Below are 13,001 nucleotides of genomic sequence, written 5' to 3'. Positions count from 1 at the left end.
GGTCCTGTCGTGGTGCGTCGGGACGCGCCGGCTCACAGGCCGACGATCTGCCATTCCTGGTTGGCGTCGCCGTTGGCAGGCCATTGGATGACCCGTGCGCCGTCGGCGGTGGAGCCGTTCTCGACGTCGATGCACCATCCGTTGCGCCTGTTGACGAGCCGGTAGTAGCCGCTGGTGGCGGCCGGCACCAACTGCCACCGCTGATTGATGCTGCTGTTGTCGGTCCACTGGATCAGTCCGGCGCCCTCGCTGGAACCGCCCGGGCTGTCGAGCACCTTGCCGCCGTGCACGCCGGTCAGCCGGAACGAGCCGTCGTAGTTGGGTGTCAGGCGCCACTGCTGGTTGGTGGCACCGGTCCAGGGCCACTGGATGATGGCGGCGCCGTCGGCGGTGCTGGCGCCGTTGACGTCGAGCACCTTGCCGCTGTGCCGGTTGACGATCCTGACGGTGTCCGCGGGCAGGCCGACGGTGACCTGCACCTGCTGGCCGGCGGGCAGGGAGATCACCCGGGCGTGCGCGCCGAGGGGGGAGGAGGTGATCGTGGCGGAGGTAGAGATCGAGTTGATCCCGCGGCGACAGATGAGGGTGATTTTCTGGGTGACGGCGGAGGCCATGGTGATGGTGGTGGTGCGTGCGGGCAGGTTCCAACTGAGGCTGGCGATGCGTACGCGGTTGCGGCCGCGCACGTTGGTGATGGTGCCCTTGGCCAGTTGGTGGGGGAGTGCGGGCAGCAGTTCGATGATGCCGGGCCTGGTGTAGACGAGCGCTTCGCTGAGCACGCCGGGCAGGGCGTTGGCGGCGTCGGCGTTGTAGATGTCGAGGTTCGGGTTGTGCGAGGTCATCAGTGACCTGAAGACCATGTTGTTGCCGACGATCTTGCGTAGGTTGTGGTAAACGGCGGGTCCGTCCTTCAGCCGTGCAGCAGCCAGGGCGCGGTGCAGGCTGCCGTGTGCGGAGATGTTCTCATCGCCGCGCAGCGCGAGGGCGCGGATCGATGCCGCGACGAGGTCCGGTGCCTCCTCGGGGTTGATCTCGTGCAGGGGCCAGGCCCCGTAAAGGTGCTGGATGTGGCGGTGGCTGTAACGGTCGGTCAGGCCGGGCCGGGACCATTCGGCCAGGGCGCCGTCGCTGTTGACGGCATACGGCGGCAGCCGCGCCAGCAGGGCCCGCCATCGCTGGACGCCCTGGCCGCTGCCCTGCTCGACGCCGAGGGCGTTGGCGGCGTCGATGGCTGCCTGCAGCGCGTGCTTGCCGGCCTGGATGTCGCCGGTGGCGTTGACGGCCAGGGCGACGCCGGTGCTGCCGGGCGAATTCTCCATGGAGAACGACGGTACGAACACCACGTCGCCGTTGGCGTCGGTGCGGGTGAGGAAGTCCTCGTAGAACAGGGCGAGTTCCATGAGGGCTGGGCCGAGCTTGTCGACCAGGAATGCCTGGTCGCCGGTGACCTGGTAGTACTCCAGCAGCGGGTAGAGCAGCCAGTCGGCGCCGCCGGTCCAGCAGTGGCCGGGGAAGTCGTAGTTGAAGTGCAGCATGTGGCCGTACTCGCCGTCGGTCCGGGACGGGGCGAGGAAGCCGCGGGCGCCGTAGAGGTTTCGTGCGTTGGTCCGCCAGTGGGCGAGCTGGCCGAGGATCAGCTTGAAGTAGCCGTCCATCGCTTCGGTGAGGTCGAGGATGTTGCCGCCGGCGACCTGCAGGTTGATGTTGGCGTCGGTGGTGAAGTCGTCTGCCCAGGCGGCGTTCCAGGAGCCCGTCCAGATTCCGGTGAGCCGTGGTGGCAGTACACCGCTGGAGCTGAGGAAGAGGTAGCGGCCTGAATCGTTCAGCCGTTCCAGCAGGGCGAGGTCGATGACGTTGCGGTCGGCATTCTGGCGTGCGACGAGTTCGCTGGTGGACAGTTGCCGGTCGGCTGGGCTCACGTTCAGGTCGAGGCGGCTGCGGTCGAACAGCGGCTTGTGCAGGGCGATGTGGCGGCTGCGCAGCGTCGAGTAGCCGGCGGCCAGGGCGGCGAGCGCCGCGTGAAGCGGCTTGGCGTTCCACGCGGTGGCTGATTCGTACCGGTTGAGCTTGGTCAGCAGCACGAGCGTGGTGGCTGCGGTGACGACGATGGTCGAGCCGGACACGGTGACGGAGCCGCCGGTCGCCACGACCCGGGTGACGCCCTCGTAGCCGTATGCCCCTTGTGCTGTCGGGTAGACGGCACGCAGGTTCAGGTAGCCGTTACCGTTGGTGACGGTGGCCAGGGTGCTGAAGGTGACCGTGCTCGGGACGCCGGCCAGGGCGGCGTTGACGCTGAGCGTGGCATTGATGGCCCGGCCGCTGGCGGGTGTGAGCTCGTGGACGATGACCTGGTCGGCTCGGGAGGCGAAGGCTCGGCGCCTCCAGGTGCCGTGGGTGTCCGTCCAGGTCGAGGTGACCTCGCCGGTGGCGAAGTCGGTGATGCGCGCGTAGTTGCTGATGCTGGAGGCGTCGGGTGTTTTGATCTGCAGCTCGTAGCCGGGATGGTAGGTCTGGGTCCAGCGCAGGCTCCACCCGTTGGTGAAGTCGGCGTTGGCGCCGCTGTAGTCGCCGGCCAGCGCCTTGTCGCGGACACCGGCCAGCCGCCCGGAGAGCACCGGCGGGGTCAGGTTGCGGGTGCCGTTGGGCAGGACGAACCGGTGATGGTTGAAGACCACTTTTTCCAGTGCCGGCGCGCCGTGGAGGACGGCGCCGTACTCACCGTTGCCGGTGAGGAATCCGTCGGTCCAGTCGGTGGCGACGGCGGTGTCGTATATGCCGCGTTCGGGGAGGGTGACCTGCGGCGGTACGGCGGCAGCCGCCGGTCGGGCGAACACCGGCAAGGGCAGGGCGGCGGCGCCGGCGGTGAGTGCGGCGGTGGTGATGAGGCGTCTGCGGTCGACGGGCAGGCTCATGGCGACTCCTGGGACGAGGGACGGCGCGAGCTGGTGTGAGGGGTGGTAAGAGGTGCGGCGGCGCACCACTGCGCGCCGCTGTGCCCGGTACCCAAGGGCTTGCCGAGCTTCCAGAGCTGGTTGGGTAGCCGTACTGGACGGTGTCGGCGCCGGCCCTGCCACGTCCAGACCCATGCCGGTGACGTGGCGGTGGCCGACAGCGGTGATCCAGGACGGGCTTCAGCGGACATCCCGTCAGCCTCAAGAGCGACTTAGTCGACATCGTCTCTGGCCCAGCGGACGTGAACCCCGTCGCTCGGGGAGCAGATGTACGCGTTTCCAGCACGGCCCGTTGCGCGTCGGTATCGCCCGGTGATGGCCGTTGCCGCAGACGTGGCCCGTTCGGTCCGGACCAGCGCGACCGCGCAGCCACCGAAGCCGGCGCCGGTCATTCGCGCACCCAGAACGCCGGGGGTGGACAGGGCGATGTCGACCAGGGCGTCCAACTCGAAGATGCTCACCTCGTAGTCGTCGCGCAGGCTTGCGTGCGAGGCTGTCATGAGCGATCCGAACGCGTCGACGTCTGCGGACCGCAACGCGTCGGCGGCGGTCAGCACCCGCTCGTTCTCCGTGACGACATGCCGCGCCCGACGCAGCTCGGTGTCCCCGAGCCGTTGTTGCTCGTCGGCCAGCAGCTTCGGGCTGACATCACGCAGCGCCTTCAGGTCCGGTTCGACCGAGCTGAGCGTACGCAGCGCCGACTCGCACTCGGCGCGCCGACGGTTGTATGCGGACGCCGCCAGCGTCCGGGAGACCCCCGTGTGCAGAACCAGGATGCGGACGTCACTCGGAATCGGCACGGGATCGATGTCAAGAGTCCGGCAGTCGATCAACAGCGCCCGCCCGGCAACGCCGCCCGCGACGGCGAGCTGATCCAGGATTCCGCTCTGCACACCGACAATCTCGTTCTCCACCCGCTGTCCGAGGCGGGCCAGCATGACCCGGTCGAACAGCTGCCCGGACAGTGTCATCAGCCCGGCGGCGATACCCAGCTCAAGTGACGCCGACGACGACAGACCCGCCGCGACCGGCAGGTCACCGCTGATCAGGACGTCGGCACCGGTCAGCCCGTACCCCGCCTCGCCCAGCAGCGCAGCCACGCCCCGCACGTAGCGGGTCCACTCGGGCCCCTCCTGCGGGCGCAGCTCGTCGAGGGACACCTGATCCTTGGCCCCGAAATGCGGCGCGGCTACCCGCAACATGCGGTCATCTCGCCGGCGCAGCGCGACATCGGTGCCCATGTTCAACGCCATGGGGAAGACCCAGCCGTCGTTGTAGTCGGTGTGCTCGCCGAGGAGGTTGACCCGGCCCGGCGAACGCACGAACAGTTCCGGGCGGACGCCGAACTCCTGTTCGAAATCCGCTCGTACTTGTCCGTCAACCATTAGTCCTCCGGCAGGCTCCGCAGCAGCTGTGCTGCGTTCTCAGGAGTGATGTCGCGCTGCGGCTGGGCAAGCAGCTCGTAGCCGACCATGAACTTGCGTATCGTCGCGGATCTCAGTAGCGGTGGATAGAAATGCGCGTGCAGGTGCCACTCCGGATGAGCTTCGCCGTCCGTGGGCCGTTGATGCCAGCCCGTCGAGTATGGAAAGGCGACTCCGAAGAGCCTGTCGTACCGGCGGGTCACTCGCCGCAGGATGTCGGCCAGGGCGTCGCGCTCACCGGCATCCAGGTCGGGTAGCGCCCCCTGATGCGCGCGGGGAAGCACCAGCGTTTCGAACGGCCAGGTAGCCCAGAACGGCACCAACGCAACGAAATGCTCGTTGGCGCAGACGATCCGTTCGTCGTGCTTCAGCTCGACAGCCAGATAGTCGCAGAGCAGGCACTGGCCATTCGCGGCATACATCTGCTGCTGATGCAGCTCGCGCGCCACCTCGTTGGGCAGTCGCTCGTTGGCCCAGATCTGCCCATGCGGGTGCGGATTGCTGGCACCCATCATCGCGCCCCGGTTTTCGAAGACGAGTACGTAGCGGATCCAGTCGATGGATCCGAGCTGAACATACTGGTCATTCCAGGTGTCGACTACTCGCCTGATCGCGTCGAGGCTCATCTCACCCAGAGAGAGGTCATGTCGGGGGGAGAAGCAGAGCACGCGACAGATTCCTCGTTCGCTCTCCATCACCAGCGGTCCGTCATCACCCAGCTGCTCGGCTGGGGTTTCCGGTCGCAGCGCCGGGAAGTCGTTGTCGAAGACATAGGTGGATGTGTACTCGGGAGTGGTCGCGCCGCCCGCCCGATCGTTCCCGGGGCACAGGTAGCAACTGGGGTCGTATTCGGGCCGGCGCTCGTCGACCACGTCTTCCACCTGCCCCTGCCACGGACGGGTGGCACGGTGCGGGGAAACCAGCAGCCATTCGCCGGTAAGCCTGTTGAGCCGACGGTGTGGCGCGGTGAACATGCAACCTCCGGATCGGGCGAGACGTGCGCAAGCGGGAAGAACTGTCAGGCGTGCCGGTGCGACGGTGACGTGCAGACGGCAGCCAGACGCCCTTCGTCCCGCTCCCGGCTGGCGGGACGGGGCCAAGGGAGCCGGAATTGCCGGGTCGACAAAGGGCGCCGCCTTGGCTGGAGGCGCTCTGGCTGCGGCCCGTGTAGCCGCCCATCGATGTTCACGTAAACATCGGCTGCGGCGATCCTCCCACCACCTGTACGGGCCGTCAAGGTCCCGTCTGCCGGTCGAACGCCGCGCCGCCCCCACCTGGTCGACGCCGCCCGCGCCTACCGCCAAGCGGACGACCCGATCAGCGCGGGCCGGCTGGTGATCGACGCCGACGGACTTTTCGATCTTGTGCGGCAGCTCAGGTGTCCAGTTGCTCGCCGAGACGCTTGGCTGCGGACCGGCTGGCCTCCGAGGCGGCCTTGCTGTAGCGGTTCACGGCCACGGCGATAGCCTGTGCGCCATGGGCTGGAACACCTCTGCGGTCTTCGTCGCCGACCACGATCCGCTCGCCATGCTGACCACCGCCGCGACGGCCACCGGAGAAGAGGTCCACGGCGACGAGGCGACCTCGGGCATGCGACACGACGTCGTCTACACGGCCCGGACCGGGCGGTGGCACGAGCTGTGGGACCCATCCCTTGTGTACGTGACGACAGAGATCGACCTGACCGGCCACCGGGCGCTGTCGGTCGTCTTCTCCAGCGTCAGCAGTAGTTACGGGTTCACCTATCACGACGGGCACACCCTGGCCCGGCGTCTCGTCTACACCGACGGGGAACCCGTGGTCGACGAGGGCGCCCCACTGCCGGTCGAGCAGGGGCTGACCTTCCCGGAATGGGGGCCGGACGAGGACTTCGTCTGGGCCGTCATCGACGAGATCACCGGCATCACCTTCGACCTGGAACGCCGTTATCAGGTCCATCAGGTCCACTGACTGTCGCCTGAGCCAGCGGTGCCGGCACGCCGTAAAGATCTCGAAATCGCGCGCCATCTGGTCAGGAGCCGACCGGGAGTAGTCCCGGCCTTTTCCCGACAAGCAAGCCGGGCGGTTGGTCGTCAGAGCGGAATGAGGCCGGATCGGGCGGCGTACCAGCCGAGTTGCATCCGGCTGTTGGCTCCGGTCAGCTTCATCAGGCGACGGAGCCGGCGTTGCACCGTGCGTTCGCTGGTGCCGAGCCGTCCGGCGACGGTCTTGTCCGGCAGCCCGGACAGCAGCAGCGTGAGCAGGAGGACATCGACCTCGTCCATGGCCTGTGCGCCGTCGGCGAGGCCGGCGGCGGTGACCCGGAGCGGTGTTGCCGCCGCCCAGACCCGCTCGAACAGGTCAACCAGCATCCGGACCAGAGACTCGCCACGGATCAGGAGGAAGCCGGGGTGCATGCTCGTCTGGTCGAGCCGCATCGGCAGGAGGACGGCGTGCCGGTCGATGATTATCATCTTGTTGGGTAGGGCATCCGCGACCCTGATCTCGTAGCCGTTCTTCAGGTATCCGGTGATCTCTTCGGGAACTCGGGAGTCGTCAAAGGCGCTGCGTTCGTAGACGTAGCGGTACGTCGGCGCGAACCTGCTGAAGGTGTCGAGATCGGGGCTCAGGATGTATGGCGGTCGGAAGAACACCAGCATCTCCGTCTGGGCGCCCCGTTCCATGGTGTCGACCCACGTGGCGAGTTGCTCAGGCGTGGTGATCGTCTCCACCTGACCGGCCGGCCAGGACGATCCGGTGCGGTACATCGCGACCAGCTCCGCCAGCCGGCCGTGGACCCGTTGCAGCTCGGCCTGACGCTGCACGATCAGTGTGCCGAGTCCGACGTCCGGGGCCACCGCCGTGTGCAGGCCGTTGTCATGGCCGGTGACCAGGCCGAGTGAGACGAGCTTGGCCAGGCAGTCGCTGACGGTCGCGGGAGCGATGCTGAGAGTCTCCGACGCTTCGGTGACGGTTGTCTGACGGCGGCGGAGGATCTCGGCGTAGACCGCCTCCTCGCGCTCGTCAATGCCGAACCCACCTAGCATCTCGCCCCTCCCCACCTGCTGTTTTGCGCCGTACCAGTCTCGGCTACCGCCATCGGCCCGCTGACCAGGTACTCGGCATGTGGGATCGGGCAGCCGGACGGCCCCCTCCGATCGGTGCGTGGCGAAGACCCGACATGTCCGGTGCTCGCCAGGCTGCACCGTAGCGCCGCCGACCGGACATTGACCAGGCTGTTTGATCACTAGGCGCTCTCGCGTCTATAGATAGGAGTCCATGAGATGCGGGTATGGCGTAGACGGACGCTGCTCGGCGCCACCGTCGCTGCCGCGCTCGTCGCGACGGGCGGCGGTGCAGCAGCCCACGGGCAGCCGAAGGCCTCTCAAGGCGGGGTGACCACGGTCCCAGGGTCGGCGCAGACGACCAAGCAGGTCACCCTGCTCACCGGTGATGTCGTCACGGTGACGAGCGGCGCGAACCAGCCGACTGCGGTGGCAGTGAACGGGCACGAGGGCACGAACGGAAGAATCACCGTCACCACCGTCGGCAAGGACGTCTACGTCCTGCCCAAGGAAGCTCAGTCGCTAATCACCGCCGGGCGGTTGGACCGGCGGTTGTTCAACGTGACCGGTCTGATCGAGCAGGGGTACGACGACGCCCGTACGGGGTCGATCCCGCTGATCGTGCGCTACCGGGGCAACGGCGTCGCAGCCCGTGCGGCGGCCCCCTCGGGCGGTCAGGTGCTCCGGTCGCTGACCAGCATCAACGGTGCGGCGATGGCGGCGGACAAGAAGCAGGTGGAGGCGTTCTGGGAGGCCATCGACGACGATGGCCCGCAGGCGGGCACGGCGCGGACCCAGCTCGCCGGTGGAATCGACCGGGTCTGGTTGGACGCCAAGGCCAAGGCGCTGCTCGACGTGAGCGTGCCCCAGATCGGCGTGCCTGACGCCTGGGCGGCGGGCTACGACGGCACCGGGGTGAAGGTCGCGGTGCTGGACACCGGAATCGACCCGAGTCACCCGGACTTTGCCGGGAAGATCGCCGACAGCCGGAGCTTCATCCCTGGCGAGGAGGTCAAGGACGGCCACGGCCACGGCACCCACGTCGCCTCGACGATCGCCGGCTCCGGCTCCGCGTCGGGTGGGAAGAACAAGGGAGTGGCGCCCGGCGCGCAACTGCTGATCGGCAAGGTCCTCGGTGACGGCGGCTCGGGCCTGGACTCCGGGATCATCGCCGGGATGGAGTGGGCGGCCCGCTCCGGTGCCAAGGTCATCTCGATGAGCCTCGGCGGCCCGGGAACCGACGGCACCGACCCGATGGCGCTGGCCGTCAACCAGTTGACCGCCGAGACCGGCGCCCTGTTCACCATCGCCGCCGGCAACGAGGGCGAGAGCGGAGCGAGCACCCTCGGCTCCCCGGGCACGGCCGACGCTGCGCTGACCGTGGGCGCGGTCGACGACGCGGACGACATCGCCTACTTCTCCAGCCGTGGCCCACGGGTCGGCGACGGTGCGATCAAGCCCGAGATCACCGCACCCGGGGTGGCCATCGTCGCCGCCCGGGCCGCAGGCACCTCACTGGGCAAGCCGGTCGACCCGCACCACACCTCAGCCAGTGGTACGTCGATGGCCACTCCGCACGTCGCCGGCGCTGCCGCGATCCTCGCCCAGCAGCATCCGGACTGGACCGCCGAGCGGCTCAAGAACCAACTGGTCAGCACCGCGAAGGCAGGTGCCAGTGCCCCGGCGTTCAGCCAGGGCGCGGGTCGGGTGGACGTGTCCCGGGCCGTCCAGCAGAACGTGTTCGGCACCGGCGTGGTCAACTACGGCATCGTGCAGTGGGATACCACCGCACCGGTGGTCAAGCAGGTGACGTACACCAACGACGGCGACCAGCCGGTCACCCTGGCCCTGTCCCTGCGGGGCGCCGGACTGCCCGCCGGGCTGCTGAGCCTCGGCGCCGACACGGTGACCGTGCCGGCGAAGGGCACCGCCACCGTGTCGGTGACCATGACCCTCACGGGGGTGCCGACCGGTGCCTACAGTGTCAACCTGACCGGCGTCTCCGCCGACGGCACGACTGTCGTCTCCACCGCTGTCGGTCTGGTCAAGGACGTGGAGCGGTTCGAGACAAAGATCAAGGTCATCGGCCGGGACGGCGCGGCGCCCGCGCTCGGCATGGCGGAGGTGCGACTCTTCGATCTCGGGCGATCCGCCGCTCCCGAGGTGTTGTACCCGGACCAGGACGGGACGATCACGCTGTCCCTGCCGGCCGGTGAATACACCTTCCATGCGGCGATGTCCGACCCGAGCGCGGAATACAACCGGGTCTGGGAGTACACCCACGGCGTCCAGCCGAACATCTCGATCACGGGCGACCGGACGATCACCTTCGACGGGCGTAAAGCCTCGTCGGTGAGCATGCGGACGCCGAAGCCCACGAAGACCGACCGGGCCCGGCTGGGTTTCACCAACAGCAGCAGCACCAACCAGAAGTACGGGTACGGCTTTGAGTACTGGTTGGGTGGCGAGACCGCCCTCTACTCGATCCCCACAGAGCAGACCAACAACAACCTGGAGGCGTACACCGGGTGGACGCTGACCGCGCTCGACCTGACGGCGCGGGTCGTCGGCCGGGGTGCGAGGTCGCTGGACGACGCTGCCTACTTCGGCGGTAACGGCGGCTCGGTGCGGTTCGACGGCACCAAACGACTGCAGGTGGTCTCGGCCGGGACCGGCACCTCCCAGGAGTACGCCGGGCTCGCCGTGCGGGGCAAGACCGCACTGGTCAAGCGCAGTGCCGCCATCTCCCCCGACCAGCAACTCGCCAACGCGGTCGCCGCAGGCGCGTCAGCGGTGATCGTCTACAACAACATCCCCGAGCGTTGGGGCGTCGACTTCTGGACCCGCACACCCACCGCGATCCCGGCGATGACCCTCTCCGGCAAGCAGGGTGGGCAACTGCTCGACCTCCTGCGTCGTGACCGGGTCACGGTCGAGTTCAAGGGGGTGGCGGTCAGCCCGTACGCCTATGAGCTGCTCCAGGTGGAGAAGGGTGGCCTGCCGGCGAACCAGCGGTACCGGGTTCGGGACAGCGACCTGGCTACCCTGCGAACCTCCTACCATGCCTCCACCAACGGCACCGAGGCCTCCTACTTCCGGCTCATCTGGGCACCGCGACAGGTCCTGGCGTACAACGCCTGGGACCGGCTGGTCACGCCGTTGACCCGGACCGAGTACGTCAGCGCCGGTCTGCGGACCGGGCAGATGACGGCGCTTGCTCCGGCATGGCAGGTGGGCGGATCTCAGCAGATCGAAACGGTCAAGGTGCTGCGCCCGGGGCAGCGGCTGTCCCCGAGCTGGAACAAGTCCGTGGTCCGTACGGCCCTGCCAGCGGATCTGGCGGACGCGGCCTACCGCGACAACGACCTGGTGGTGGTCCAGTCTTCGGCGATGCTCGACACCGGAGCCGACCACAGGGAGCAGCCGCACCTCATCCAGACCGACAAGGTTCGCGCCACGGTCTACCGCAACGGCGAGTTGCTCGGAACCTCGAACGGGGCCGGGTTCGCCTTCCCGGCCCTGCTGGAGCGGGCCGCGTACCGGGTGACGCTCGACGTGGCGAGGGAGGACTCCTGGTGGACGACCTCCACCAAGGTCAACACTGCCTGGACGTTCCACTCGCAGCGCGCGGACGCCCGGCAGATCATGCCGATGCTGTCGGTCGACTACGACGTGGATGTCGACCTCAACAACCGGGCCAGGGCCGACTCCCGGTTCGACATCGACCTGACCGTCCGGCACCCGAACGGGCTGTCCGGGCCGGCGGTACGGAACACGAAGCTGTGGGTCTCCTACGACGACGGCGCGACCTGGAAGGCCGCCGACGTCGACCGGAAGCGGACGGGACAGTTCGAGTCCACGATCTGGCACCCGAAGTTGGCCGCGACCAACGGGTTCGTGTCGCTGCGGGTGCAGGCCACCGACGCTGACGGCAACACCGTCGAGCAGACCGTGACCCGCGCCTACCAGCTCCGGTAACAGACGGCGCTCACCCGGACGCTCCCACCCGGATTGTCGGGTGGGAGCGTCCGGCGTACTGGCCCACAGGAGCCCTCGACGGGGGCGTCTCCCCGAAGAGCGTGGCCCGCATCGGCGCGGCAGACCTGGTAGCCGGGTCGATCTTCCGGCTCGGGCGTTCGACAGTAGGATCGACATCCTTCTACCTCGTAGCCCAATCGGAGGGAACTCCTCAATGACGGGTCTGTTCGCCCGCGTCCTCACGTCGGCCTGCCTGGCACTCGCGACCGCCGGAGCCTCGGTGCTCACGGTCGCGGGCGCCACCGCTGTCGTGGCCACGCCGGCCCACGCCGCCGGCCCCCGGCCCAACTTCCAGATGCCGGTTCCCTGCGGCGAGACATGGAGGATGGCCACCTACTACGGCCACGACGACTACGACATCGACCTGACCTTCACCGGCGGGGCCAGCAACGGCCGGCCGATCCTCGCCTCCTACAGCGGCACCGTCACGTTCGCCGGCTGGGGCAACAGCGGCGGCTGGTACGTGATCATCGATCACGGCGGCGGTTGGCGGACGTTCTACCTGCACATGATCGAGACGCCGATGGTCCGCGCCGGGCAGTGGGTGTCGACCGGCCAGCAGATCGGCCGGGTCGGCAGCACCGGCAACTCCACCGGCCCGCACCTGCACTACGAGCAGGTGCGCGACGGCGTCAAGACCGAGTCGTACTTCAACGGGGTGGCCTCCGGCATCACCTCCGACGGCAGCCCGAACACCGGTCCGCTGTACATCTCCGGCCCCACCTCGCCGGCCCGGAACATGACCAGCCAGAACTGCGGGCAGGTCAACACCAACCGCCAGGTGTACGAGTCCGGCAGCCACAACGGTTGGCAGATGCTGCCGGTCAACAGCATCACCGGCTCGGCCACCGCGTCGATGGTCATGGGCACGAACAAGCTGCTCTACACCGTCAACGACGGCCGGGTGTACGAGGCGTCCAGCGACACCGGGTGGCGCAACCTCTGGACCGGCATCTCCGGCGTCAGCAACAACGCCCTGGCCGTGATCAGCGTCGACGGCGTGAAGTACGTCTACACCGTGGTCGGGGGGATGGTGCACGAGGCGTCCAGCGCCAACGGTTGGCGGAACCTGAACACCGGCATCTCCGGGGTCAGCGCCAACGCCCTGGCCGCGATCAACCTCAACGGTGTGAAGATCGTCTACACCGTGGCCGGGGGCTCGGTGCACGAGGCGGCTAGCAACAGCGGTTGGCGGAACCTGAACACGGGCGTCTCCGGGGTCAGTGCCAACGCCCTGGCCGTGATCAGCGTCGACGGCGTGAAGTACGTCTACACCGTTGCCGGCGGGATGGTGCACGAGGCGTCCAGCGCCAACGGTTGGCGGAACCTCAACTCCGGCATCTCCGGGGTCAGCGCCGACGCCCTGGCGGCGATCAACCTCAACGGTGTGAAGATCGTCTACACCGTGGCCGGGGGCTCGGTGCACGAGGCGGCCAGCAACAGTGGTTGGCGGAACCTCAGCTCCGGCGTCCGTGGCACGGCCGTCTCGGCGACGAGCAACAGCGGGGTGAAGATCCTCTACACCGTCTGACGGTCACTCCGGC

General features: G+C 68.2%; 7 protein-coding genes. 3 read left to right on the top strand and 4 right to left on the bottom strand.

The features are described from left to right. Positions 1-32: 32 nt before the first annotated feature. The 3 genes from OG559_RS08145 to OG559_RS08135 form a co-directional block, all read right to left on the bottom strand. Positions 33-2,912 (bottom strand): glycosyl hydrolase family 95 catalytic domain-containing protein, encoded by a 2,880-nt coding sequence (locus tag OG559_RS08145; protein ID WP_405113944.1) that lies wholly within the window; start codon positions 2,910-2,912, stop codon positions 33-35. Between the two features lie 251 nt (positions 2,913-3,163). Beyond that, positions 3,164-4,336, bottom strand: coding sequence for a galactokinase (gene galK / locus OG559_RS08140; protein WP_405113942.1), 1,173 nt, complete (start codon positions 4,334-4,336; stop codon positions 3,164-3,166). Continuing rightward, on the bottom strand, positions 4,336-5,349 hold the full coding sequence (locus tag OG559_RS08135) for a UDP-glucose--hexose-1-phosphate uridylyltransferase (protein ID WP_405113940.1): 1,014 nt from the start codon (positions 5,347-5,349) through the stop codon (positions 4,336-4,338). Before OG559_RS08135 ends, galK begins: the two co-directional genes overlap by 1 nt. Before the next feature lie 502 nt (positions 5,350-5,851). Here OG559_RS08135 and OG559_RS08130 point away from each other — a divergent pair. Continuing rightward, the gene (locus tag OG559_RS08130) at positions 5,852-6,325 is read left to right on the top strand and encodes a hypothetical protein (protein WP_405113938.1); all 474 of its coding nucleotides are present in this window, start codon (positions 5,852-5,854) and stop codon (positions 6,323-6,325) included. Between the two features lie 122 nt (positions 6,326-6,447). Here the strand turns inward: OG559_RS08130 and OG559_RS08125 are convergent, their stop codons facing one another. Beyond that, entirely contained in the window at positions 6,448-7,560 is a 1,113-nt protein-coding gene (locus OG559_RS08125) for a helix-turn-helix domain-containing protein (RefSeq protein ID WP_405113936.1), read from the bottom strand. 189 nt (positions 7,561-7,749) lie between these two features. Between OG559_RS08125 and OG559_RS08120 the strand changes: the two genes are divergently transcribed. Both OG559_RS08120 and OG559_RS08115 read left to right on the top strand, forming a co-directional pair. Next, complete coding sequence (locus OG559_RS08120; RefSeq protein WP_405113934.1) at positions 7,750-11,397, top strand: S8 family serine peptidase; 3,648 nt, start codon at positions 7,750-7,752, stop codon at positions 11,395-11,397. Between the two features lie 214 nt (positions 11,398-11,611). Further along, a complete protein-coding gene (locus OG559_RS08115; RefSeq protein ID WP_405113932.1) occupies positions 11,612-12,988 on the top strand; it encodes a M23 family metallopeptidase in 1,377 nt (458 codons plus the stop codon). The last annotated feature ends 13 nt before the right edge of the window (positions 12,989-13,001 follow it).

It is taken from the genome of Micromonospora sp. NBC_01405, from assembly GCF_045040155.1.
In the GTDB taxonomy this organism is placed as follows: Bacteria; Actinomycetota; Actinomycetes; order Mycobacteriales; family Micromonosporaceae; genus Micromonospora.
The sequence above is the reverse complement of the archived record's forward strand: the minus strand, read 5'-3'. Positions and strand labels throughout refer to the sequence as shown.